Annotated in this window: 24 protein-coding genes; 4 read left to right on the plus strand and 20 right to left on the minus strand. The window is 68.1% G+C overall.

From position 1 onward, the window contains the following. Positions 1 to 21: 21 nt before the first annotated feature. The 3 genes from C4V41_RS12390 to C4V41_RS12400 form a co-directional block, all read right to left on the minus strand. Positions 22 to 3,294, minus strand: a complete 3,273-nt coding sequence (locus C4V41_RS12390) for a LamG-like jellyroll fold domain-containing protein (protein ID WP_103955975.1) — start codon at positions 3,292 to 3,294, stop codon at positions 22 to 24. 171 nt (positions 3,295 to 3,465) lie between these two features. Then, positions 3,466 to 4,170, minus strand: a complete 705-nt coding sequence (locus C4V41_RS12395) for an alpha/beta hydrolase (RefSeq protein ID WP_103955976.1) — start codon at positions 4,168 to 4,170, stop codon at positions 3,466 to 3,468. Between the two features lie 11 nt (positions 4,171 to 4,181). Then, positions 4,182 to 4,472, minus strand: coding sequence for an ATP/GTP-binding protein (locus C4V41_RS12400; RefSeq protein WP_103955977.1), 291 nt, complete (start codon positions 4,470 to 4,472; stop codon positions 4,182 to 4,184). A 68-nt stretch (positions 4,473 to 4,540) separates the two neighbouring features. Between C4V41_RS12400 and nucS the strand changes: the two genes are divergently transcribed. The 3 genes from nucS (at position 4,541) to C4V41_RS12415 (ending at position 7,404) form a co-directional block, all read left to right on the plus strand. Further along, a complete protein-coding gene (gene nucS, locus C4V41_RS12405; protein WP_103955978.1) occupies positions 4,541 to 5,203 on the plus strand; it encodes an endonuclease NucS in 663 nt (220 codons plus the stop codon). Between the two features lie 41 nt (positions 5,204 to 5,244). Then, positions 5,245 to 6,717, plus strand: a complete 1,473-nt coding sequence (locus C4V41_RS12410; protein WP_103955979.1) for an aldehyde dehydrogenase family protein — start codon at positions 5,245 to 5,247, stop codon at positions 6,715 to 6,717. A gap of 144 nt (positions 6,718 to 6,861) precedes the next feature. Further along, entirely contained in the window at positions 6,862 to 7,404 is a 543-nt protein-coding gene (locus tag C4V41_RS12415; RefSeq protein WP_235030080.1) for a TetR/AcrR family transcriptional regulator, read from the plus strand. Between the two features lie 114 nt (positions 7,405 to 7,518). Here C4V41_RS12415 and C4V41_RS12420 read toward each other — a convergent pair whose 3' ends face one another. The 4 genes from C4V41_RS12420 to C4V41_RS12435 form a co-directional block, all read right to left on the minus strand. Next, positions 7,519 to 7,836 (minus strand): STAS domain-containing protein, encoded by a 318-nt coding sequence (locus C4V41_RS12420; protein WP_103955981.1) that lies wholly within the window; start codon positions 7,834 to 7,836, stop codon positions 7,519 to 7,521. A 71-nt stretch (positions 7,837 to 7,907) separates the two neighbouring features. Continuing rightward, entirely contained in the window at positions 7,908 to 9,074 is a 1,167-nt protein-coding gene (locus C4V41_RS12425) for a sensor histidine kinase (RefSeq protein WP_103955982.1), read from the minus strand. Next, the gene (locus C4V41_RS12430) at positions 9,075 to 10,184 is read right to left on the minus strand and encodes an ABC transporter permease (protein ID WP_103955983.1); all 1,110 of its coding nucleotides are present in this window, start codon (positions 10,182 to 10,184) and stop codon (positions 9,075 to 9,077) included. Beyond that, positions 10,181 to 11,077: an ABC transporter ATP-binding protein gene (locus tag C4V41_RS12435; protein ID WP_103955984.1), complete on the minus strand. Its 897-nt coding sequence runs from the start codon at positions 11,075 to 11,077 to the stop codon at positions 10,181 to 10,183. The genes C4V41_RS12430 and C4V41_RS12435 overlap by 4 nt, the downstream gene beginning before the upstream one ends. A 143-nt stretch (positions 11,078 to 11,220) precedes the next feature. On the opposite strand from C4V41_RS12435, the gene C4V41_RS12440 reads away from it, so the two are divergent. After that, positions 11,221 to 11,811: a cob(I)yrinic acid a,c-diamide adenosyltransferase gene (locus C4V41_RS12440; protein ID WP_103955985.1), complete on the plus strand. Its 591-nt coding sequence runs from the start codon at positions 11,221 to 11,223 to the stop codon at positions 11,809 to 11,811. Between the two features lie 22 nt (positions 11,812 to 11,833). Here the strand turns inward: C4V41_RS12440 and C4V41_RS12445 are convergent, their stop codons facing one another. The 13 genes from C4V41_RS12445 to C4V41_RS12505 form a co-directional block, all read right to left on the minus strand. Then, positions 11,834 to 12,211, minus strand: a complete 378-nt coding sequence (locus tag C4V41_RS12445; protein ID WP_103955986.1) for a DUF2550 family protein — start codon at positions 12,209 to 12,211, stop codon at positions 11,834 to 11,836. A 27-nt stretch (positions 12,212 to 12,238) separates the two neighbouring features. After that, complete coding sequence (locus C4V41_RS12450; protein WP_103955987.1) at positions 12,239 to 12,640, minus strand: F0F1 ATP synthase subunit epsilon; 402 nt, start codon at positions 12,638 to 12,640, stop codon at positions 12,239 to 12,241. A 68-nt stretch (positions 12,641 to 12,708) separates the two neighbouring features. Further along, positions 12,709 to 14,157 carry a F0F1 ATP synthase subunit beta gene (gene atpD, locus C4V41_RS12455; RefSeq protein ID WP_103955988.1) on the minus strand — a complete coding sequence of 483 codons (1,449 nt, stop codon included), beginning with the start codon at positions 14,155 to 14,157 and terminating at the stop codon, positions 12,709 to 12,711. Position 14,158: 1 nt separating this feature from the next. Then, a complete protein-coding gene (locus C4V41_RS12460; RefSeq protein WP_103955989.1) occupies positions 14,159 to 15,061 on the minus strand; it encodes a F0F1 ATP synthase subunit gamma in 903 nt (300 codons plus the stop codon). Positions 15,062 to 15,064: 3 nt separating this feature from the next. Next, positions 15,065 to 16,714, minus strand: a complete 1,650-nt coding sequence (gene atpA, locus C4V41_RS12465) for a F0F1 ATP synthase subunit alpha (RefSeq protein WP_103955990.1) — start codon at positions 16,712 to 16,714, stop codon at positions 15,065 to 15,067. 24 nt (positions 16,715 to 16,738) lie between these two features. Then, positions 16,739 to 17,548 (minus strand): F0F1 ATP synthase subunit delta, encoded by an 810-nt coding sequence (locus C4V41_RS12470; protein ID WP_103955991.1) that lies wholly within the window; start codon positions 17,546 to 17,548, stop codon positions 16,739 to 16,741. Further along, positions 17,548 to 18,102, minus strand: a complete 555-nt coding sequence (locus C4V41_RS12475; protein ID WP_235030081.1) for a F0F1 ATP synthase subunit B — start codon at positions 18,100 to 18,102, stop codon at positions 17,548 to 17,550. The genes C4V41_RS12470 and C4V41_RS12475 overlap by 1 nt, the downstream gene beginning before the upstream one ends. A 34-nt stretch (positions 18,103 to 18,136) precedes the next feature. After that, positions 18,137 to 18,367, minus strand: coding sequence for an ATP synthase F0 subunit C (atpE, locus tag C4V41_RS12480; RefSeq protein ID WP_103955992.1), 231 nt, complete (start codon positions 18,365 to 18,367; stop codon positions 18,137 to 18,139). Between the two features lie 72 nt (positions 18,368 to 18,439). Next, on the minus strand, positions 18,440 to 19,231 hold the full coding sequence (gene atpB / locus C4V41_RS12485) for a F0F1 ATP synthase subunit A (protein ID WP_103955993.1): 792 nt from the start codon (positions 19,229 to 19,231) through the stop codon (positions 18,440 to 18,442). Between the two features lie 67 nt (positions 19,232 to 19,298). Then, positions 19,299 to 19,514 (minus strand): AtpZ/AtpI family protein, encoded by a 216-nt coding sequence (locus C4V41_RS12490; RefSeq protein WP_235030082.1) that lies wholly within the window; start codon positions 19,512 to 19,514, stop codon positions 19,299 to 19,301. Positions 19,515 to 19,579: 65 nt separating this feature from the next. Beyond that, positions 19,580 to 20,002, minus strand: a complete 423-nt coding sequence (locus tag C4V41_RS12495; protein WP_103955995.1) for a hypothetical protein — start codon at positions 20,000 to 20,002, stop codon at positions 19,580 to 19,582. Between the two features lie 130 nt (positions 20,003 to 20,132). Then, the gene (locus C4V41_RS12500; RefSeq protein WP_103955996.1) at positions 20,133 to 21,419 is read right to left on the minus strand and encodes a glycosyltransferase family 4 protein; all 1,287 of its coding nucleotides are present in this window, start codon (positions 21,417 to 21,419) and stop codon (positions 20,133 to 20,135) included. 57 nt (positions 21,420 to 21,476) lie between these two features. Beyond that, a complete protein-coding gene (locus C4V41_RS12505) occupies positions 21,477 to 22,742 on the minus strand; it encodes a serine hydroxymethyltransferase (protein ID WP_103955997.1) in 1,266 nt (421 codons plus the stop codon). Between the last annotated feature and the right edge of the window lie 15 nt (positions 22,743 to 22,757).

A 22,757-nucleotide genomic window follows, 5' to 3' on the forward strand; every position in this document is an offset into this window, starting at 1 on the left:
GTCGGGGGTGCGGTACGGGAGTTACTGGGCGGCTAGCTGGGCGATTTGCTCGGCGTTCAGAACACCGTCATAGGTGCGGACGTCGTCCACCGTCCCCGGCCAGTAGCCGGTGAAGGCGCCCGCGGTCTTGGTGCGGCCCAGTTGCAGCAGGCCGGTGGCGTTCCACGCGCTCAGGTGGTCGGTGACGGTGGTGGTGGACAGGCGGCCGTTGACGTAGATGCGGAGCTGACCGGCCAGCGGGTCGTAGACGCCGGCGATGTGGGTCCACTCCATCGCGAACGGGATGGCGTCGGACCGGGTACGGACGAGCGCCGCGGTGTCGGTGTCGGCCGCGGCCATGCCGAGGGTCCAGCGCTCCTGCTCCTTGTCGAAGCCGAGCTGGAACCCGGCGGCCCTGGAGCCCGGCTGGGCCACGGCCGCGGTGTCGCGGGTGGGCAGGTAGTCGAGCTGGGTCCAGGCGGCCACCGTGAATCCGGTCCCGGTGTTGACCGCGGGCGCGGTCGTCTGGGCGTAGCCGTTGACACCGTCGAGGGCGAGGGCGCCGTCCAGCCAGCCCGCCGTCCACGTGGCGGCTCCGGACAGCGTCGCGGCGGTCCCCCGGCCCGAGGAGTCGGCCGCCGTGGTGCCGGTCTCCTCGTCCAGCGTCCAGTGGCCGACCAGCGTGGCGGCGCTGTTGACCAGATCGGCGATCTCGTCGGCGAACATGGCGCGGCCGTAGGCCCGCACCTCGTCGATGTCTCCAGCCCAGTGGTCCGCGGCCACCCCGTTGACCTTGCCTCGTCCGATGGTCAGGGGGCCGGTGGCGTTCCAGGGTTGCGTGACGGTGGCGGTGCCCTCCAGCTTGCCGTTCACGTAGAGCGAGATCCGCTTCGCCGCCGAGTCGTAGACGCCGGTCAGATGGGTCCACTCGTTCAGCCTCGGGGCGGCGGCGGACAGGGCCCGCACCACCGGCGCGGCGTCCGCGTCGGAGCCGGCCACGGCCAGCGCCCAGCGGCCGTCGGTCTTCGAGTACTGCAGCGAGAACGCGCCCGTCCTGCCGCCCTCCTGGGTGACGGCGGTGGCGGAGGTCGTCGTGCCGGTCAGGCGGGCCCAGGCGGTGACGGTGTAGTTGCGGCTGGTGTCGATGACGGGGCCGGTGGTCTGGGCGTAGGAGTTGGCCAGCTTCAGCGCCGTGCCGGTCTTGCCGGAGGTCCAGGTGGCGCCGCGCAGCGTCGCCGGGTGGGCGCCCGTGGCGTCGGCGGCCGTGCTGCCCTGGCCCTCGTCCAGCGTCCAGTGGCCGCTGGCGGCCTTGCCCGGGTTGACGTTGAAGACGTAGGTGCGGATGGGGCCGGTCTGGCCCGCGCGGTCTTTGCTGCGTACCGAGAGCACGTTGGGGCCGTCGTGGCGCGGCGTCACCGCGATGGAGGCGGAGCCGTCCTGGCCGGCCGCGACCTCCGCCGTGGGCGTGGTGTCCAGGCCCCAGAGGTAGGAGGAGACGTCGGAGACACCGTTCGCGCCGAAACGGAACGTGCCGGGCAGGCCGACGCCGTCGCTCCAGCCGTTCTCGGTGTACTCGGGCGAGGAGATCTCCGGTTCCCGCCCAGGGGCCGTGGCGTCCACGGTGGCCTCGCACCAGGGGCCCCACGCGCTGCTGATCTTGCCGTCCTCGGCGCGGGCCCGCCAGCGGATCAGCGCGCCGTCGGCGTACAGGCTGATCGGGATGGCCGCGTGGAAGGCGTTGTTCGACGAGCCCATCGGGGTGAGGTGCTCGCCCGTCTTCAGGCCGGCCGCGTTGTACCACTCGAAGCGGCCCTGGACCGAGTTGTCGGCGTCCTTCAGCTTCGCCCACAGCTTCGGCGAGGCGGTGCTGATGATCGGCCGGCCGTCACCCGAGACGCAGGGGCCGCCCGGGTCCGACCACATGTCGGCGGCCACGGGCACGCTGGGGATCGAGTTGTACTCGATGACCAGGCTCGGGTTGTTCTTGAACTTCTTCCAGGCGTACACGTCGGTCTCGCTGGTCGCCCGCAGGCCGATGGTGACGTTGGCCCACTTCTTGGCGGCGGCGTTGACGACCTGCGGCGTCACGTTGAACTCGACCCCGCCGGGCAGGCAGCTCGCCCCCCAGCCCTTGGCGACGTTCACGGTGTCCAGCAGGGTGACCCACGACGGCTGCTTGGCCCAGGTGGTGGTCTTGCTGATGGTGTTGGTGGCCCACGCCTCGACCTTGCGGGCGGAGCATGAATACGACCACGTCTCGTACGTCCGCAGCGTGGCCTTGATGATGTGCTTGCCGTGGATCGTCGTACCGGTGTTCATCTGGTAGAACGTGCGGTTCTTCTGCGACTCCACGTGCCCCACCCGCGCGACGTCGCTGGAGTTGAGGTAGTTGGAGTTGGGCCAGTTGCTCCAGACGGCGGTCCAGGCGTTACGGGCGGCCGAGAAGAACGGGTCCAGGTACACGGGGAACTTGGTCCGCGCGTCCGTCATCATCTTCCGGTCCGGCCGCAGCCGCAGTTGCCGGCCCGTCAGCTCGACGCCCATCGTGGCCTCGTTGGCCTCAGGCGAGCGGCCCTCCTTGAGCGCCTGCGGGCTCGTGATCCCCTCGGAGTCCCACATCTTCGGGGTGGGCGCGATGAACAGCGTGCCCTCGTTGCGGTCGACGGCCTCCAGGTTGCCCGCCTGGTCCGCCTTCAGCGTCAGCCCCTTGGCGGTCAGCGGGAAGTTCAGCTCGGTCATCCGCGCCGCGGCCTCGCGCGACTTGACGACCAGGACGTGGGAGAAGCCATCCACGTCGGCGGTGACCTGGAGGTCCACGCCGGGCATGACCTCGGCGTAGGTGGCGGTGTCGCCGTTGAGCGTCGGCTTGGGCAGCGTGCCCGACCAGCCGAGCTCCATCGACTTGGCGCCGCGCGACAGGCTGGCCAGCGGGGCGCTGCCGCCGCCGGAGAACGTCAGGCCGACCGCGGTGGCCACGGGCTCGACCGCGCCATCCGGGCGCAGGCGGAGCGTGGTGTCCACGGGGACCCAGCCGTCGCCCTTGCGCACGCGTACGGGGCGAACGTTCATCTCCATGGTGAGTCTGCCGTCGGGCTGCGCGAAGACCTGACGGGTCTCGCTGCGCATCGACTCGACCTCGATGGGCTTGCCGGCGCTGCGGGCGAGCGTGAGCGCGCCCCGCTCGGTCTCCGCCTGCGAGGGCGGCGGCTCGACGGTGGGGACGCGTTGTCGTTCCTGATCGGCGGCCACCGGATGGGGCACCGCCAAAGTGGTGATCGTTAAAGCGGCCGCGACCAGTCCATGCACAACCCGCATACGTGCCTCGCCCATGCCGAGCAGAACGTCACGCTCGGACTACAAGCGCCCGGCGTCTCCGCGATCTTCGGTTGACGATCGGATTCTCACCCTCGTCAATCCGCAGGTCTAGAGTTTTGTTCGTTTTGCTCAAAAATTTCTTCATGACCGCAATCCGGCCGGAAATATCCGTCAGACCTCCGTGGGCAGCGGCTGAGCTGCGGGATTGACCCGCTTGACGATCTCGTTGAGGGCGATTCGGACGTACGGCTCCCCCACCCAAAGGTGCTTGGCCCCCTCGACTCCGATGACCTCCGCCTGAGGCACCCTGGCGAATCTGGTACGCGCCTCGTCGGGCCGCAGGTAGTCGTCGAACTCCGGCACCAGCGCCACCAGCGGCCGCCCGAACCGGGCCCAGGCGTCCAGATCCTCGTCGGTGGCCCTGTGCAGCGGCGGCGAGAGCAGGATCGCCCCCTCCACCAGCGGATCGTGCGCCCACTTCAGCGTCAGCTCGGTGCCGAACGACCAGCCGACCACCCACACATGGGGCAGGTCGTGGAATTCGGCGTATTCGAGCGCCGCGGCCACGTCGAACCGCTCGCCCTCACCCCCGTCGAACGCCCCCTGTGAGGTGCCCCGCTCGGAGGAGGTGCCGCGGGTGTTGAAGCGCAGCACGGCCAGGTCGGCCAGCGCGGGCAGCCGGTTGGCGGCCTTCTTGTAGACGTGGCTGTCCATGAAGCCGCCGTGGGTGGGCAGCGGGTGCAGGGTCACCAGCGTCGCCACGGGGGGCCGGTCGAGCGGCAGGGCCAGCTCGCCGACGAGGGTCAGGCCGTCGCCCGTGTGCAGTTCGATCGGCTCGCGCCGGGCGGGGAGCACGGTCGCCGCGCGAATCTCCACCTGAAGTCCTTTCAGTAACGGCTGCGGCCGGGGCCGCGGTCGAGTCTCTTACGCCAGCAGGTCTGGTGCCAGTGGCGGCGCTCCTGGTCGCCCCCGGTCCAGTTGGGCCAGGCCACGATATGCGGCTGGCCGCTGCGGATCTCCTGGTCACAACCGGGGCAGCGATAGTCCTTCGTCGAGGAGGCGCCGGTGAGCACGCGAACCTTCCACTCGCCGTCCGGCCACTCCTCCACCTTGTCCGTGCCGGTCGGGAAGCCGAGAGGGCGTGAGGCGTCCCTGCGGCGGGCGCGTCGGGGGCTCATACCGCGCTGTCTCCAGACCGTTCGAACACCATGCGTCCAGTTTTCCAGAGCCGCTAAGGTGGGTCGTCATGCGGCTGGTCATCGCGCGATGCAGCGTGGATTACGTAGGACGGCTCACGGCACACCTGCCGATGGCGCCGAGGCTCGTTCTGATCAAGGCGGACGGCAGCGTGAGCATTCACGCCGACGACCGCGCGTTCAAGCCGCTCAACTGGATGAATCCGCCGTGCAAGCTCAAGGAAGACGGCGAGACCTGGACGGTCACCCACGGCAAGACCGGCGAGAAGCTGGTCCTGACCATGGCGGAGATCATCCATGATTCCAGCTACGAGCTCGGCGTGGATCCCGGTCTGATCAAGGACGGCGTCGAGGCGCACCTGCAGGAGTTGCTCGCCGAGCACATCACGACCCTGGGCAAGGGCTACTCGCTGGTCCGCCGGGAGTTCATGACGGCGATCGGCCCGGTGGACATCCTGTGCAGAGACGCCGAGGGCGCGACCGTGGCGGTGGAGATCAAGCGCCGGGGTGAGATCGACGGCGTCGAGCAGTTGACGCGCTATCTGGAGCTGCTCAACCGCGATCCGCTGCTGGCGCCCGTACGCGGGGTGTTCGCGGCCCAGGAGATCAAGCCCCAGGCCCGCGTGCTGGCCACCGACCGCGGCATCTCCTGCGTCACCCTCGACTACGACTCCCTGCGCGGCATCGAACCGGAGAACCCGACGCTGTTCTAGCCACCCTGGTAAGCGATGGCTTACCGATCTATCGTGGCACTATGACGACGCTGACGTTCGACTCACTCAACCCGGCCACCGGCGAGATCGTCGGCAGTCACCTCAAGCACACCCCCGACGCCGTGCACGAGGCGGTGGGCCGGGCCGAGGCGGCGGCCGCCTGGTGGGCCGGCATCGGCGCCGCCGAGCGAAGGCGGCGCCTGCTCGACTACAAGGCGGTCCTCACCCAGCGCCTCAGGGAGCTGGCCGAGCTGGTCCACCAGGAGACCGGCAAGCCGGTCGGCGACGCCACGCTGGAGATCGTGCTGGCCATCACCCACATCGACTGGGCCGCCCGCAACGCGCAGAAGGTGCTGGGCCGCCGCCGGGTCGCGACCGGGATGATCGGTCTCAACCTGAGCGCCACCCTGGAATACCTCCCCCTCGGCGTCGTCGCCGTCATCGGCCCGTGGAACTACCCGGTCTTCACCCCCATGGGCTCTCTCGCGTACGCGCTCGCGGCCGGCAACGCGGTCGTCTTCAAGCCCAGCGAGCTGACCCCCGGCATCGGGGTGCGCCTGGCGGAGCTGTTCACCGAGTCGGTCCCCGAGCATCCGGTGTTCCAGACCGTGACGGGCCTGGGCGAGACGGGCGCGGCGCTGGCGGCCGACCCCCGGGTCAAGAAGGTCGCCTTCACCGGCTCGACCGCCACGGCCAAGCGCGTCATGGCGGCCTGCGCCGAGAACCTCACGCCGATCGTGGCCGAGTGCGGCGGCAAGGACGCGTTCATCGTGGACGCCGACGCCGATCTGGAGGCCGCCGCGGACGCCTGCCTGTGGGGCGCGATGTCCAACGCCGGGCAGACGTGCGTGGGCGTCGAGCGGGTCTACGTGGTCGACGCGGTCTATGAAAGTTTCATGCGGGAGCTGTCCGGCCGGGCGGCGAAGGTGAAGGCCGGCGAGGACTACGGGCCGATCACGATGCCGGGTCAGGTCGACATCATCAAGCGGCACATCGACGACGCCGCCAAAGCCGGGAAGGTGGTGTCCGGCGGGCCCGGGTCGGTGCGGGCTCCCTACGTCGATCCGGTGATCGTCGAAGACGTGCCCGAGGACTCTCCGTCCGTGCGCGAGGAGACGTTCGGGCCGACCATCACCGTCCGCCGCACCCGCGACGCCCAGGAGGCGCTGGAGCTCGCCAACGCCTCGGCGTACGGCCTGGGCGGCACCATCTTCAGCCGCAACGCCCGCCGCGCGACGGAATTGGCGCGCATGATGCGGTCCGGGATGACGGCCATCAACTCGGTCATCTCCTTCGCCGGAGTCCCGGCCCTGCCGTTCGGCGGCGTCGGAGATTCGGGGTTCGGGCGCATCCACGGGGCCGACGGCCTGCGCGAGTTCGCCAGGCCGAAAGCCATCTCGCGGCAGCGGTTCGCGCTGCCCGGGATGAACCTGACGTCGTTCGGCAGGGGGCCCGCTGAGCTTGAGCGGCTGATCAGACTTGTCACGTTCTTGCACGGTCGACGTAAAAGATAATCTTCTTGCCCTTTCCCAAAACCGATCATCCGTCCATAATTGTGTGCTCTGGGGGCCACGATCATGTTGGACGGGTGGAATGTGAACCGGTCTTACCGGGGAATGTCGGCTGAGCAAAGGCTGGCGGACAGACGCGAGCGGCTGATGACAGCCGCGTACACGCTATACGCGAAGCCGGGTTTCACGGCGACGACGATCGAAAGGCTGTGCTCGGAGGCGAGGATCTCCAACCGGGCCTTCTACGAATGTTTCGGCGGCCGCGAGGAGCTCCTCCAGGCCTTACACGAGCGCTGTGTGGAGGAAAGCCTCGCTACCGTGTCCAAGGCGCTACAGGACGCGCCCAACACACTGGACGGCAGGATCCGGGCGGGGATTCGCGCCTATATCGAGTTCACCACGGCGGACTGGCGGCGGGCCCGCATCATGCACGTCGAGGTACGAAGGTCGGGAGATGTCCTGACGCTCTCCCGCCAACGGGCGGTGGACGCGTTCGCCCGGCTCATCGAAGACGCGTCATCCGATTTCCCGCGGCCGGCGCCGTTGAATCGGCGGCTGATCGCACTCGGAGTAATTGGGGCGTTACAAGAGTTGCTCATCGAATGGCTACTCTCAGAAGATCAACCGGAGATCGACGAACTCGTCGCGGTGGCCGTGCACATCTTCAACCGCAGCCTCGAACCGGGCTGACCGCGCGATATAGGATTCACCACCGAGTTTTGTGCAACCGAAATCTACATTTTGTCTAAGTCGACAAGGAAAGAGCGGGTAACGGCTGATCGTCACCCGCTCCGATATGTCACATCAGGCCACCGCGGCTGCTGGAACCTCCACATGCAGAACCCGATTCAGCCGGGTCACCGCGAGTATCCGCATGATCCGCGGTGGCACCCCCCGAAGAACGAGGCGGCGTTGCACGCTCAGCGCGCGCCGATGCGAGCCCACGAGCACGCCGAGTCCGGTGGCGTCGATCATCTCCAGCTTGGAGAGATCGAGGATCAGGTCGCCGTCGCCGGAGTCGAGCGCCTTGTGCAGCCGCTCGCGCACTCCGGCGGACGTGCCAGCGTCGAGCCGCGCACCGATCCGCACCACCTGGGCCCTCGGATTGCCCCGGACGCGCATGCCACCTCCTCGATCAGGCCGTCTCCCGGCATCAGACATCGCCCCGCCGGGATGAACCCCCTGTACTCTCCCTACCCACCCAACGGGAGTGACACGACTGCGTTCAGCAGGAACTGTCCGCCGGCCGTCGGATGGGCCGTCAGCCTGCCGCCCAGAGACGCCAGCCGCTCGCGCATCCCGGTCAGGCCGGTGCCCAGGTCGGCTTCCTGCGGGCGGGTCACGCCGTCGTTGTGCACCCGCAGCTCCGCCTCCTGCTCGGTGAAGCGGATCGTGATCTCGCAGAAGCTCGCGGTGCTGTGCTTGAGCACGTTGGTCACGGCCTCGCGGACCACATAGGCGAACACCGGCCCCACCCCGGCCGGCAGCTCGCGGTAGGGAATCCCCACCTCACAGCGGACCCCTGCCGCTTCGAGCACACCCTTTACGCTATTCAACTCAGCGGTCAAGTCAAGCTCGCGGTAACCGCGTACGGCCTGCCGCAGCTCTTTGAGCGCCTTCCTGGTGAGCCTGTTCACCTCGGCCATCTCGGCCTGGGCGGCGTCGATGTCCACGTCCGACAGCCGGGTGGCCAGCTCGGTCTTGACCGCGATGGCGGAAAGCTGGTGCCCCACGAGGTCGTGCAGGTCCCTGGCGAACCGCAGCCGCTCCTCGGCCAGCGCCAGCCGGGTGTGGGCCTCACGGCCCTCGTGGGCCTCCTCGGCCAGCATCCAGATCCAGACCGACATCCGGGTGGAGGGCGGCATGATCCCGCAGAAGAACCCGTAGATGATCGCGTAGTAGATCATCGACGCCTGGAGGCCCATTTCGGCGGCCATGACGCTCGTCCCGATCACCGCGGAGAGGGCGCCGAACCCGACGCCCACGACGAAGGTCAGGCCCGACAGCAGGAAGCTCATGCGCCTCGGGATGTTCAGCGTGGCGACCGCCAGCCAGCAGATGAGCATGAAGCCGTAGCCGATCGTCTCGCCCCCGCCCACGCCGGTCCCCACCACCGCGAGAACCGCCGCCACCACCACCATCCTGGTGGGGTAACGACGGTCCAGCGCCGCGTTGACCATCTTGGGGAACAGCCAGGTGAACAGGACGGCCGCGATCAACGCGGGCCCGGCGCTCCACCAGTAGAGCCTGCCCACCTCGATGGCCGCCCCGGTCTGGAAGAGAATGACCAGCCACAGCATCACGATGTTCGACAGGAGCATCTTCCAGGTGAAGCGGCGCGCCCGGGTGATCGCGTCCATCTACTTGGCGCGCAGGACGTCACCGAGCTTGAGCCGGGCGCCCGTCCGCAGCACGGCCCGCTCGTAGACCTTGGCGCCCACGGACAGCACCCCCGCCACCGCCAGAACCATCGCGATCATAGAGGCACCCACCTGCCACAGCGGCACCTCGGTCGCGGCCATCCGCACCGGCATGATCATTGAGGAGAACGGGGGGATGTACGACATGACGGTGGCCAGCGTACCCGTGGGCTCGTTGGTGGCATAGAAGGCCACGAAGTACGTGATCATGATGGTCATGGTCAGCGGCGTCGTCACGGTGCTCACTTCCTCCTGGCGCGAGACCAGCGAGCCGAAGGCCGCCGACATCGTGGCGAAGAAGGCGTACCCGAGCACGAACCACACCAGCACGCCCGCCACCAGCCCGGGGACGCCGGGCGGGAAGTCGGAGGTGAGGCCGGAGACCGACGCCGAGATGAGGGTCACCACCAGGATCGTGACCAGGTTGATCAGGCCGACCACACCCAGCCCCACGATCTTGCCGCCGAGCAGTTGCCAGGGCCGCACCGAGGAGAGCAGGATCTCCACGATCCGGCTGCCCTTCTCCTCGACCACGCCCATGGCGACCATCACGACCTGCGACATGAGCAGGAAGAAGAGGATGAGAACGAGGAACACGGCGATCCCGGTGCGGGCGTCCTGGTAACGGGTGTCCGCGCCCACGGACTGCACCTGCAGCGGCGGCACGGACAGGGCGGCCTGGCCGAGCTTGGCCTCCCTGTTGACGCTCTGCAGGAGCACGCCGAGCTCCTCGTCGATCTCCCCGTCCGTGAGCACCCTGGCGTTGTCCACCAGCACCGCGTTCACATCGCCGTCGAGCACGGCCTTCTTGGCCGCGGCCTCATCGGGGAACGAGCGCCACTCGAACGTCGCGGCCGGCATGGCCGCCTGCAGCGGCAGTTGCTGGGAGTTGACGGTGCCGAGCGTGTAGGAGTCGGGGCTGTCGAGCAGCTTCGGCGCGAACGACACCGCCGCCGCCAGCACGGCCGTGATGAGCAGGCCGATCACAAATGCCCTGGTGCGCACCTGTGTGGTGATCTCGCGCCGGGCGACCAGCATCAGTCCGTTCACGCCACGGCCTCCTTGAAGATCTCGGTGAGGGTCGGCTGCTCGACCCCGAAGTGCTCGACGTGCCCCGCCTTGACGGCGCGGCGCAGGATCTCCTGGTCGTCGCCGTCGGTGGTGCGCAAGGTGTGCCGGTCGCCGTTCACGGTGACGTCGCCGGGCAGGCCGTCCGCCCAGCCGGGGGCCGGGTTCCTGACGACCACGCGCAGGGTGTCGCCCTCGGCGGCCCGCAGGTCGGAGACCGTGCCGGTGGCGACCATGCGACCGGCGGAGACGATGCCCACGGAGTCGCACAGGCGCTCGACCAGTTCGAGCTGGTGGCTGGAGAAGATGACCGGCACGCCGCCCCTGCAGCGCTCCTGCAGCGCCGTGGCGAGCGCGTCCACCGCGATCGGGTCGAGCCCGGAGAACGGCTCGTCGAGGACGAGCACCTCGGGGTCGTGCACCAGCGCCACGGCGAGCTGCACGCGCTGCTGGTTGCCCAGCGACAGCGCCTGTACGGCGTCGTTCCTGCGCTCGGTCAGCCCCAGCCGCTCCAGCAGGTCGTCGGTGGCCCGCTTCGCGGCCTGCGCGTCGAGGCCGTGCAGACGGCCGAAGTACTCGATCTGCTCGCCGGCCCGCATCTTCTGGTAGAGCCCGCGCTCCTCCGGCATGTAGCCGAACCGCTGCCGGTCGTCGTAACCGAGCGGCCTGCCCTGCCAGGTCACCGTGCCGGAGTCGGCTTGGAGCACGCCCATGACGATGCGCATCGTCGTGGTCTTGCCGGCGCCGTTCGCGCCGACGAACCCGTACATCTCGCCTGGCCGTACGGCGAAGCTGATCCCGTCCAGGGCGACCTTGCCACCGGGGGCGTCCGGGCCGCCCGCGAAACGCTTGCGCAGCTCGCTGATCTCGAGCATCACGTCATCTCCTTCGTCATGCATCAATAGTGGCTTTTGCGGCGTTCACCCTGGTAGTCGCTGAAATCACGCGCCCGGCATGGATCTCGCGTCCGATCCGGGTGACATTTGTCATCACCCGCTGCCCCGTTACGCTGGGGGCCATGACGCGCGCCGACAAGGACAAGCCGGTCGTTCTCTCCCGCATCTACACCCGCGCCGGCGACGACGGCACGACAGCGCTGAGCGACATGAGCCGCACCTCGAAGACCGACACCCGGCTGGCGGCCTACGCCGACGTGGAGGAGGCCAACGCCCACCTGGGGCTGGCGCTCGCGCACGGCACCCTGTCCGCCGACCTCGTGGGGGTGCTGGTCCGGGTGCAGAACGAGCTGTTCGACCTGGGGGCCGACCTGGCCACGCCGGTGGTCGAAAACCCGGAGTTCCCGCCGCTGCGGGTGGAGCAGTCGTACATCGACCGGCTGGAGGAGCAGTGCGACCGCCTCAACGCCGACCTCAAGCCGCTGCGCAGCTTCATCCTGCCGGGCGGTGACCCCGCCACGGCGGCGCTGCACGTCGCCCGCGTCACGGTCCGCAGGGCCGAGCGCACGACCTGGGCGGCGCTCCAGGACCACGACGACATCAACCCACTGACGGCGACCTACCTCAACCGCCTGTCAGACCTGCTCTTCATCGCCTGCCGGGTCGCCCACGCGGGCAACGAGATCCTCTGGAAACCCGGCGCCACCCGCTGACCCTTTCACCGGGAGAAGACCGCTAGGCGACGTCGAGGTAGGCGCTGGGCGGGGCCGACTCCAGCCACGCCAGAAACCCCGTGAGAGCGTCGGCGCTCATCGCGAGCGACACCCCGCGCGTGGTCCCCTCGAAGTCCACCGCGTAGAACCCGCCGTCGATCTCACGCCGGGCGGATACGACGAGGCCGCGCCTCGCGATCGCGTGGCGCGGCCTGAGTCGGACGCCCAAGAACGGGATCCAATGGAGCTCTCCGTCGGCATAGCGAGCTACTCCGCTCTGCCAGCCGCGCTCCCCCACCCGAAGTCGACAGGGCACATGCCCGCGCGAGCGGGCCAGCGTGACCCAGCGCAACACGAGAAGGGCGGCAAGTAGTACGAGAAACACAACCGTCGCTATCATGCCGCCCCCTGAGCCCGCTTTATTGTATTAAACCTCTTCGCCCGCCGCGCGCAGCCGAGCCTTGGCACGCTTGGCCTCGATCGCCGCGTCGGCGTCTTCCTGATTGGCCTCGATCGAGGCCTGGGCCCGGTCGAGAGCGTCACGGGCCGCGGCGACGTCGACCTCGGAACCGAGTTCGGCCACCTCGGCGAGCACGGACACCTCGTCGTCGGCCACGGAGATGAAACCCCCGTGCACGGCCGCCGCGAGATCGCCCTCGCCTTCCCGCTTGATGCGCAACACGCCGCCCTCGACGAGGACGCCGAGCACAGGTGCGTGTTGCGGCATAATACCGATCTCGCCGTCCACGGTCTTGGCAATCACCATGTCGGCTTCGCCCGACCAGATCTCACGCTCGGGTGAGACAACCCCTACGCGTAGCTTCGCCACTTCTGTAGGTTCCTTTCCGATCAGGTAGCGGTGCGGTCATGGAGCGACCGCACCACCACCGTAGGCGATTAGCGACGCTCGAGTTCCTTGGCCTTCGCGATGGCCTGCTCGATGCCACCGACCATGTAGAACGCCTGCTCGGGCAGGTGGTCGTACTCACCCGCGCAGAGGCCCTTGAAGGAGGCGATGGTCTCGTCGAGGGGCACGGTCTCGCCCGGCTGGCCGGTGAAGGCCTCGGCCGCGTACATCGGGTGCGACAGGAATCGCTCGATGCGGCGGGCCCGCTGGACGGTGACCCTGTCCTCTTCGGAGAGCTCGTCGATACCGAGGATCGCGATGATGTCCTGGAGCTCGCGGAACTTCTGCAGAATCCGCTTGGTCTCCTGGGCCACCCGGTAGTGCTCCTCGCCGACGATCTGCGGGTCGAGAATCCGGGAGGTGGAGTCGAGCGGGTCCACCGCGGGGTAGATGCCCTTCTCCGAGATCGGCCGCGAAAGAACGGTCTGCGCGTCGAGGTGCGCGAACGCGTTGTGCGGGGCCGGGTCGGTGATGTCGTCCGCGGGCACGTAGATCGCCTGCATGGAGGTGATCGAGTGGCCACGCGTCGAGGTGATGCGCTCCTGGAGCACACCCATCTCGTCGGCCAGCGTGGGCTGGTAACCCACGGCGGACGGCATACGGCCGAGCAGGGTCGAGACCTCGGAGCCTGCCTGCGTGAAGCGGAAGATGTTGTCGATGAACAGCAGCACGTCCTGCTTCTGCACATCGCGGAAGTATTCCGCCATGGTCAGCGCCGACAGCGCGACCCGCAGACGGGTGCCCGGCGGCTCGTCCATCTGGCCGAAGACGAGCGCGGTGTCCTTGAGGACGTCCGCCTCCTCCATCTCCAGCCACAGGTCGTTACCCTCACGGGTGCGCTCGCCCACACCGGCGAAGCACGAGGTGCCACCGAAGTTACGGGCGACCCGGCGGATCATCTCCTGGATCAGAACGGTCTTGCCCACGCCGGCGCCGCCGAACAGGCCGATCTTGCCACCCTGCACGTACGGGGTGAGCAGGTCGATGACCTTGATGCCGGTGACCAGCAGCTCCGTGCGGGACTCAAGCTGGTCGAAGGGCGGGGACGGCCGGTGGATGCCCCACCGCTCCTCGATCTTGAGGGAGGAGGTCGGGACGTCCAGGGTCTCGCCCAGAGCGTTCCACACGTGACCCTTGACGACGTCGCCGACGGGCACCGAGATCGGGTTGCCGGTGTCGGCCACGGCCTGACCGCGGACCAGGCCGTCGGTGGGCTGCATGGAGATGGCGCGGACGAGGTTGTCACCCAGGTGCTGGGCGACCTCGAGCGTCAGGGTTTTGGTCTCGCCGCCGAGGGTCACCTCGACCTTGAGCGCGTTATAGATCTCGGGCATCGCGTCGACGGGGAACTCCACGTCGACAACGGCGCCGGTGACGCGTGCCACGCGGCCAGTGCCGGCCGCGGGGGCTTCTACAGTTTCTACAGCCTCTGCAGTCATTTCACTCTTTCCCCGCTGCGGCGTCAGCGAGCGCGTTGGCGCCACCGACGATCTCGCTGATTTCCTGGGTGATCTCCGCCTGGCGAGCCTGGTTCATCTGCTGGGTGAGCACCCGCATCAGCTCGTTGGCGTTGTCGGTCGCGGACTTCATCGCGCGCCGGCGCGCGGCCTCCTCCGAGGCCGCGGACTGGAGCAGCGCCGTGAAGATGCGCGACTCCACGTAACGCGGCAGCAGCGACTCCAGTACGTCGCCCGCGGTCGGCTCGAACTCGAAGTACGGCGGGATCACGGTGGACTCCGTCGCCTCGGTCTCCTCGACCTCCAGCGGCAGAACCCGCTTGACCACGACGTTCTGCGTCAGCATCGAGACGAACTCGGTCGAGACGATGTGGATCTCGTCGATCCCGTTGTCGTCCTTGAACGAGTCGATCAGCGTGTTCGCGATCTCCTTGGCGTCGGCGTAGGCCGGCTTACGGGAGAACCCGGTCCAGCTACCGCCCATCTCCCGGCTGCGGAAGGTGTGCCAGGTGACACCCTTCCGCCCGGTGACGAACGGCACCACGGTCATGCCGCGGCCCTCCAGCAGGCCGCGCAGGGCCTCGGCCTCGCGCAGCACGTTGGCGTTGAAGCCGCCGCAGAAGCCGCTGTCGCTGGTGACGACGAGGACGCCTGCCTTGGTCGGGTTGTCCTTGGCCACGGTCAGTGGATGGTCGACGCTGGCCGCGTTGCTGACGACGCCCGTGACGGCGCGAGTGATCTCGCGCTCGTACGGCAACGCCTCCTGCATCCGCTGCTGCGCCTTCACGATCCGTGAAGAGGCGATGAGCTCCTGGGCGCGCGTGATCTTCGCGGTCGACTTGACCGAGCTGATCCGCCGCCGCAGCAGCCTTAGCTGGGCACCCATGACCTACTTCTTCTCCGCCGACCGGACGACCTTCTTGATCTTCTCCTGGCCGACCTCATCAGCCCCGAGGGGCGCCACCGGCTCGTCCTTGACCAGCAGTTCGCCGGAGGAGGTGGTGAAGCCCTTCTTGAACTCCGTGATGGCGTCCTTGAGGGCGGTCACCGTGTCGTCGACCAGCTCCCTGGTCTCACGGATCGTGTCGAAGATGCCCTTGTGCGACGACTGGATGTAGTCCAGGAACTCGAGCTCGAAGCGACGGACGTCCTCGATCGGCACCTCGTCCAGCTCGCCCGTCGTGCCCGCCCAGATCGAGGCCACCTCGCGCTCAAGCGAGAACGGGCTGTACTGGGCCTGCTTGAGCAGCTCGACCAGACGCTGCCCGCGCTCGAGCTGAGCCTTGGAGGCGGCGTCCAGGTCGGAGGCGAAGGCCGCGAAGGCTTCGAGGTCACGGTACTGCGACAGCGACAGACGCAGCGTGCCCGCGACCTTCCTCATGGCCTTGGACTGAGCGGAACCACCGACTCGGGACACCGACACACCGACGTTGATGGCCGGGCGCACACCCGCGTTGAACAGGTCCGTCTCAAGGAAGACCTGGCCGTCGGTGATGGAGATGACGTTGGTCGGAATGAACGCCGAGACGTCGTTGCCCTTGGTCTCGATCACCGGCAGGCCCGTCATCGAGCCGGCGCCCAGGTCGTCGGAGAGCTTGGCGCAGCGCTCCAGCAGCCGGGAGTGGAGGTAGAAGACGTCACCGGGGAACGCCTCACGGCCCGGCGGACGGCGCAGCAGCAGAGAAACGGCGCGGTAGGCGTCCGCCTGCTTGGTCAGGTCGTCGAAGACGATCAGGACGTGCTTGCCCTGGTACATCCAGTGCTGACCGATCGCCGAGCCGGCGTAGGGCGCGATGTACTTGAAGCCGGCGGCCTCGGAGGCGGGAGCGGCGACGATGGTGGTGTACTCCATCGCGCCGGCCTCCTCCAGGCGGGCACGCACCTGCGCGACGGTCGAGCCCTTCTGGCCGACCGCGACGTAGACGCAGCGCACCTGCTTGGCGGGGTCGCCAGAGGCCCAGTTTTCGCGCTGGTTGAGGATCGTGTCCACGGCGATCGCGGTCTTGCCGGTGCCGCGGTCGCCGATGATGAGCTGGCGCTGGCCACGGCCGATCGCCGTCATGGCGTCGATCGCCTTGATGCCAGTGGCCAGCGACTCCTTCACGGGCTGCCGCTGGACGACCGTGGGGGCCTGCAGCTCGAGGGCGCGTACGCTCTCGGCCTCAATGGCGCCCTTGCCGTCGAGCGGGTTGCCGAGGGGGTCGACCACGCGGCCGAGGAAGTTGTCGCCGACGGGCACGGACAGGACCTCGCCCGTCCTGCGGACCGTCTGGCCTTCCTCGATGCCGCTGAAGTCGCCCAGGACAACGACACCGATCTCGCGGGTGTCGAGGTTAAGTGCCAGACCGCGCGTGCCGTTCTCGAACTCGAGCAGCTCGTTAGCCATCGCCGAGGGAAGGCCGGAGACATGGGCAATGCCGTCGCCGGCGTCGACGACGGTCCCGATCTCCTCGCGCGCGGCGCCTTCCGGTTCGTACGCCTGGACGAAGCGCTCAAGCGCGTCCCGGATCTCGTCCGGCCGGATCGTAAGCTCCGCCATCTCTACTCTGTCTCCCTATTCGCCTTAGCCGGCCAACCGGCGGCGGACTTCTTCGATTCGTCCCACAATGGTGGTGTCGATGATCTCGTCGCCGATGCGGACCGAGAACCCACCGAGCACTCGCTTGTCCACCTCGACGTTCAGGTGCACGTCACGGCCGAACGAGGTGCGCAGCCACGCCGCCAGGCGATCTCTCTGCGCTCCGGTCAGCTCGACCGCGCTGCGCACCACCGCCACGAGGCGCTGGCGCTGCTGGGCCACGAGCTGACTGATCTCCTCCAGGCCCACTTCCAGGCTACGCCCGCGTGGGTGCACCACCAGCTGCGTGATCAACCGCAGGCTGGTCGGGGCGACCTTGCCGTCGAGGAGGTCGCGCAGCAGCTCGCGCTTGCCCTCCTCGGGCGCGCCCGCGTCGGCGAGCGCACGGCGCAGTTCGGGGTTGGCGGCGACGATGCGGCCGAAGCGGAAGAGCTCGTCCTCCACCTCGTCGAGCCGGCTGTGGCTCTCCGCCTCCGCCGCCGCGGCGACGACGCCGAGCCGTTCGAGCACGTCGGCCAGGTCGCCGGCGCGCGACCACCTGGCCGAGACCGCGGCCTCGGAGGTGGCCAGGGCCGCGTCGACGACCTTGCCCTGCAGCAGCGAGCGCGCGACCTGCGCCTTCTGCTCAGCGCTCCTGGCCGGGTCGGACAGGGCGCGACGCAGGCCGTGCTCACGGTCGAGCAGATCCGCGACCGCGAACAGATCGTCGGAGAGCGTACCGAGGGACGCACTGCCGGCGACCGCGTTGAACCGCTCTTCGACCTCGGCCAGCGAAGCCCTGCTCATACCGCGCATCAGCGCACCGCCTGCGCGTTGCTGTTCTCAAGCTCGTCGAGGAACCTGTCCACGATGCGGCTCTGCCGGACCTCGTCCTCGAGCGACTCGCCGACGATGCGGCCGGCCAGGTCGGTCGACAGGCGACCGATCTCCGAGCGGAGCTGCGAGAACGCCGCCTGGCGGTCCGCCTCGATCTGCGCGTGCGCGGCCTCGACGAGACGACGGGCCTCGGCCTGCGCCTCCTCGCGGAGCTCGGCCTTGATCTGGGCGGCCTGCTCGCGAGCTTCCTCGCGCAGCCGGGACGCGTCACGACGAGCCTCTTCGAGCTGCTCGGCGTAACGCTTCTGCAGGGCCTGAGCCTCGGCCTGCGCCTCCTCAGCCCTCTTGATGCCGCCCTCGATCGCGTCGGTCCGCTCGGCCAGAGTCTTCTGGATGCGCGGAACGAGGATCTTGCCGACGACGAAGAAGACGACGAGGAACGCGAAGATACCGACGACGAGCTCGTACGTGTGCGGGATAAGGGGGTTGAACTCACCCTCCTCCGCCGCGAGGAGCGTAGCTGCCATAGTCATGGGTGCAGCCTTTCGTCAGGGATTCTTCCGGCCTTTACAGGTTCGCGAAGAGGAACGGGGCGACCAGACCGATCAGGGCGAGGGCCTCGGTGAGGACGAAGCCGAGGAGCATGTTCTGGCGGATCAGGCCGTAAGCCTCCGGCTGGCGGGCGATGGCCTGCACGCCCTGACCGAAGATGATGCCGACGCCGATGCCGGGGCCGATGGCGGCGAGACCGTAACCGATGGCGGTGACGTTGCCGGAGACCTCAGCGAGAACGCTCATTGCTGTTATTCCTTTACTGGACGGCCGGTGAAGTGGAGTCTCACCGGTCATGGATATTCCGGTATGTGGTTCTCAGTGTTCTGCGTGCAAGGAGCCACCGATGTACATCGATGCCAGCATCGCGAAGAGGAATGCCTGCAGGAACTGGATGAAGATCTCAAAACCGGTGAAGATGATCGTCATGACCACGCCGACCACACCGACACCGGCGCCCAGCGGCGTGAGCTTCTCGAACAGGAACCAGAAGCCGACCATGCTGAAGAAGGCCAGCAGCATGTGCCCGGCGAACATGTTCGCGAAGAGTCGGACCGCGTGCGTGAAGGGCGCGATGATCATGTTCGACAGGAACTCGATCGGCGACAGCAGCAGGTAGATCGGCTTCGGCAGCCCGGGGGGGAACATCATGTTCTTGAAGTAGCCGCCGAAGCCCTGGTGCTTGATGCCGAGGTAGAGCTTGAGCACGTAGATGGAGATCGCGAGCACCGCGGGGAAGGCGATGTGCGAAGCAACGGGGAACTGGGCGATGGGCACGACGCCCATGAGGTTCCAGACCAGGACCAGGAAGAACAGCGTCACCAGCAGGCCCATGAACCGGTCGGAGTCCTTGCCCAGGAAGGGGCGGGCGACCTGGTCACGGACGAAGACGTAGCCGTATTCGACGACGTTCTGCATGCCCCGGGGCACGAGCTTGGGCTTGGAGAAGGCCGCCCAGCAAAGGCCGATCACCAGGACCGCGCTGAGGAGCGCCAGCAGAACCGGCTTGGTGAACCATTCGACCCCCGCGATGATCGGGGGCAGGTCGAACAGTTCGTTGGGCGTCGGCGCCCCGAACTCGCCTGGGGCTGGGGCCGTCAGCGTAATCACGCGGCGTTCCCTTCAACGTCGTAGTGGATCACAAGGGTTTCCTCGGCGGAGTTTTCGCTACGTCGGACTAGCGAGAGAACTTCCGGTAGGCCAGATAGCCGGCAAGCACCAACCCCAGGACGGTGCCTATGGGAAAGAACGCGGACATGTCTAGCCAGCGGTCCAGCAACCACCCGAGTCCGCCATAGATGGCCATCCCTGCGAGCAACATGCTGGGGATCGACCACATGGCGTCGGCGAAGTCGCGACCGTCTGTTTCCGGTCGGCGTTCCTGTGCGCTCATCGCGGCCCCGACGATAGCAGGCGAGTAGAGGACTAGTCATATCGGACCCCGTCCGTGAACCAGCCTCATGAGTCGCCCTGTCCGGGGACCTTGGCTTCGGGGTCGACGTAAAGCATCTTGGTCTTGATGAAGGCGCGTACTTCGAAGGCCGTCCACACCAGCGTGCAGATGACGACCGTCCAGGCGAACGCCTTGGGGTTCCAGGCGGTCGTGTCGCCGAAGACGCTCAGCACGATCATGATGGCGACGACTTTGACGAGGTAGCTGACCATCGCGGCGATCGCCATCATCTGCGGTGAGACGCGGGCGGCATAGGACACCGCTACCACGCTGACGCTGAAGAAAACCCCGACGAGCAAGGTGCCGATGCCCGCGCCCAGCGCTCCCTTGCCACCGGCGACCAGGAGCGCGACGATCACGGCGACCAGTCCGACCGCGAAGGTCGGAATCGCGGCGCTCTTGAGTACGCGCACGTCGTTGGCCTGCATCGGTGCTCCATCTACCAGTTATCAAGCGAGCGTTTGCTACCTCCAGAAGCGGTACATCTGGAGTCCCTGCTCGTGAAAGATATCACAAGCTCACGGAAGACCGCTTTTACCTGCCGTTTCTAGTTCGCGATCAAGAACGGCTCGGAAAGGCTGGTATGACCGGATTACCCTCGGCGGTCGCGCGCTCGGCCGACGGCCCGTCGGCGGGCGGCATCTGCCCTCTGACCTGGGTGTCCGGCAGGATGGGCGGCATCGGCCCGGTGGGCGGCCCGTCGTCGTCGGGCTGGCTGCCGCGCGACGCCGAGTGGGCCCCGCCCTTGCCCCGCCAGCGCGGAGCGGCCATCAGGACGAGCACGGCCAGCGCCAGCACGATGACCACCAGGAACATCAGCACGGGCACGCCCTCGCGGGACATCAGCACCATGCCGAAGGCGAACAGGAACGCCCACGCGTACATGATCAGAACGGAACGCCGGTGTGAGTGGCCGATGTCCAGCAGCCGGTGGTGCAGGTGGCCGCGGTCGGGCGCGAACGGCGACAGACCCTGGGAGGTGCGCCGCACCACGGCGGTGATCAGGTCGATGAGCGGCAGCACCAGCACCGCGGCCGGCAGCATCAGCGGGAGCAGCACCGGGACCTTGTTCATGTCCTCGATGGCGGCCGGGTCGAGCGGGGTCACGGTCACGATGGAGGAGGCCAGCACCAGGCCGATCAGCATGGCCCCCGTGTCGCCCATGAAGATCTTCGCCGGATGGAAGTTGTGCGGCAGGAAGCCCAGGCACGTGCCGATGAGGACGGCGGCGATGGCGGCGGTCGTCGTGATGTTGCCGACGCTCATGCTCTGCGCGAGGAAGATCGAGTAAGCCCACGTGGCCATGGCGGCGATGCAGACGATGCCGGCCGCGAGCCCGTCGAGCCCGTCGACGAAGTTGACCGCGTTGATGGTCACCACCACGATCAGGATCGTGATGATCGTGCTCAGCGCGTTGTCGAGGCTGGTGGAGCCGCCCCACGACTGGGGCAGCGGGATGTAGAGCAGCCGCAGGTCGAAGAAGACCAGCACACCGGCCGCCGCGACCTGCCCGCCGAGCTTGATGAAGGCGTCCATGCCCCACCAGTCGTCCAGGAACCCGGTCAGCGTGATGAGCCCGCCGGCCACGATCAGCGCCGTCACCGCGTTGGCGTCGGACTCCGCGAGCGCCTCGCCCGTGTGCGTCAGCCGGCTGGCCACCAGCAGGCCCACGACCAGGCCACCGTACATCGCCAGGCCGCCGAGTCTGGGCGTCGGCGTGGTGTGCACGTCGCGCTCGCGAACCTCGGGCATGGCTCCGATGCGGATGGCGAAACGTCGCACCAGCGGGACCAGGAGATAGGTCACCGCTGCTGAGATGAGCGCCATGAACAGGTATTCGCGCACGGACCTAGTTTCCCGGATGCTCCGGCCAGCTGTGACCGGAAAACGACACAGACCTGCTTAATATTCGCTGAGATATGGCTGATGGATGGCGAGAAGCGCCGAAACTCTTTCCCGAACCTCCTGCGCACAGGCCGGATCGCGCACCACCCGGCTCACCAGAGTCCCCACTTCCTCAAGTTCCTGGGGCCCCATGCCCTGGGTGGTCACGCACGACGTGCCGACGCGGATCCCCGAGGTGATCGTCGCGGGCTCCGCGTCGTACGGGATCACGTTGCGGTTGAGCGTGATCCCGGCCGCCGCGCACCTGCGCTCGGCCTCCGCCCCCGACACCCCCAGCGCGCTCAGGTCGATCAGCGACAGGTGGGTGTCCGTGCCGCCGGACACGGCCCGCATCCCGTCCACGGCCAGCGCGTCCGTGAGCGCCCGCGCGTTCACGATCACCCGGCGGGCGTAGTCGGCGAACTCCGGCCGCATCGCCTCACCGAACGCCACCGCCTTGGCCGCCACCACGTGCATGAGCGGCCCGCCCTGGATGAACGGGAACACCGCCCGGTCGATCTTCTTGGCCAGCTCCTCCGTGCACAGGATGGCGCCGCCGCGCGGCCCGCGCAGCGCCTTGTGGGTGGTCATCGTCACGACGTCCGCGTACGGCACCGCCGACGGGATCGCGCCGCCCGCCATCAGCCCGATCGGGTGCGCCACGTCGGCCAGCAGCCACGCCCCCACCTCGTCCGCGATGCCGCGGAAGGCGGTGAAGTCGATCAGCCTCGGGTACGCGGTCGCGCCGCACACGATGAGCTTCGGCTGGTGCCGCAGGGCCAGGTCGCGTACCTCGTCGTAGTCGATGAGTTCGGTGTCGCGACGCACGCCGTACGACACGACGTCGAACCATCTTCCCGAGAAGTTCACCTTGGAGCCATGGGTGAGGTGGCCGCCGTGCGGCAGGGCCATGGCCAGCATGGTGTCGCCGGGCTGCAGGAGCGCGGCGTAGGCGGCCAGGTTCGCCGATGCGCCTGAGTGGGGCTGGACGTTGGCGTGCTCGGCCCTGAACAGCCGCTTCGCCCGGTCGACCGCCAGCCGCTCGGCCCGGTCCACCACCTCGCAGCCGCCGTAGTAGCGCCTGCCCGGGTAGCCCTCGGCGTACTTGTTGGTGAGGGTGGAACCCAGGGCGGCGAGAACCGCGGGCGAGGTGAAGTTCTCGCTCGCGATGAGCTGGATCCCGCTGCGCACCCGGTCGAGTTCGTCGATCAGGATCTGCGCGATCTCGGGGTCCTGCTTCTGTAGCAGCCCGAAGTCCGGACCGTAGGAGGGCTCTGCACCCATTTCTCCACTGTACGA

The organism is Nonomuraea solani (assembly GCF_900108335.1).
GTDB classification, from domain to species: domain Bacteria; phylum Actinomycetota; class Actinomycetes; order Streptosporangiales; family Streptosporangiaceae; genus Nonomuraea; species Nonomuraea solani.

Excerpts from the sequence above, each read along its gene's own strand:
- C4V41_RS12470 (WP_103955991.1), bottom strand. The coding sequence starts at position 17,548 with ATGCGCGGTATGAGCAGGGCTTCGCTGGCCGAGGTCGAAGAGCGGTTC.
- C4V41_RS12400 (WP_103955977.1), bottom strand. The coding sequence starts at position 4,472 with ATGAGCCCCCGACGCGCCCGCCGCAGGGACGCCTCACGCCCTCTCGGC.
- atpD (WP_103955988.1), bottom strand. The coding sequence starts at position 14,157 with ATGACTGCAGAGGCTGTAGAAACTGTAGAAGCCCCCGCGGCCGGCACT.
- nucS (WP_103955978.1), top strand. The coding sequence starts at position 4,541 with ATGCGGCTGGTCATCGCGCGATGCAGCGTGGATTACGTAGGACGGCTC.
- C4V41_RS12505 (WP_103955997.1), bottom strand. The coding sequence starts at position 22,742 with ATGGGTGCAGAGCCCTCCTACGGTCCGGACTTCGGGCTGCTACAGAAG.
- C4V41_RS12410 (WP_103955979.1), top strand. The coding sequence starts at position 5,245 with ATGACGACGCTGACGTTCGACTCACTCAACCCGGCCACCGGCGAGATC.
- C4V41_RS12460 (WP_103955989.1), bottom strand. The coding sequence starts at position 15,061 with ATGGGTGCCCAGCTAAGGCTGCTGCGGCGGCGGATCAGCTCGGTCAAG.
- C4V41_RS12490 (WP_235030082.1), bottom strand. The coding sequence starts at position 19,514 with ATGAGCGCACAGGAACGCCGACCGGAAACAGACGGTCGCGACTTCGCC.
- C4V41_RS12390 (WP_103955975.1), bottom strand. The coding sequence starts at position 3,294 with ATGCGGGTTGTGCATGGACTGGTCGCGGCCGCTTTAACGATCACCACT.
- C4V41_RS12420 (WP_103955981.1), bottom strand. The coding sequence starts at position 7,836 with ATGCGCGTCCGGGGCAATCCGAGGGCCCAGGTGGTGCGGATCGGTGCG.
- C4V41_RS12475 (WP_235030081.1), bottom strand. The coding sequence starts at position 18,102 with ATGACTATGGCAGCTACGCTCCTCGCGGCGGAGGAGGGTGAGTTCAAC.
- atpE (WP_103955992.1), bottom strand. The coding sequence starts at position 18,367 with ATGAGCGTTCTCGCTGAGGTCTCCGGCAACGTCACCGCCATCGGTTAC.
- atpA (WP_103955990.1), bottom strand. The coding sequence starts at position 16,714 with ATGGCGGAGCTTACGATCCGGCCGGACGAGATCCGGGACGCGCTTGAG.
- C4V41_RS12445 (WP_103955986.1), bottom strand. The coding sequence starts at position 12,211 with ATGATAGCGACGGTTGTGTTTCTCGTACTACTTGCCGCCCTTCTCGTG.
- C4V41_RS12415 (WP_235030080.1), top strand. The coding sequence starts at position 6,862 with ATGACAGCCGCGTACACGCTATACGCGAAGCCGGGTTTCACGGCGACG.
- C4V41_RS12425 (WP_103955982.1), bottom strand. The coding sequence starts at position 9,074 with ATGGACGCGATCACCCGGGCGCGCCGCTTCACCTGGAAGATGCTCCTG.
- C4V41_RS12495 (WP_103955995.1), bottom strand. The coding sequence starts at position 20,002 with ATGCAGGCCAACGACGTGCGCGTACTCAAGAGCGCCGCGATTCCGACC.
- C4V41_RS12435 (WP_103955984.1), bottom strand. The coding sequence starts at position 11,077 with ATGCTCGAGATCAGCGAGCTGCGCAAGCGTTTCGCGGGCGGCCCGGAC.
- C4V41_RS12440 (WP_103955985.1), top strand. The coding sequence starts at position 11,221 with ATGACGCGCGCCGACAAGGACAAGCCGGTCGTTCTCTCCCGCATCTAC.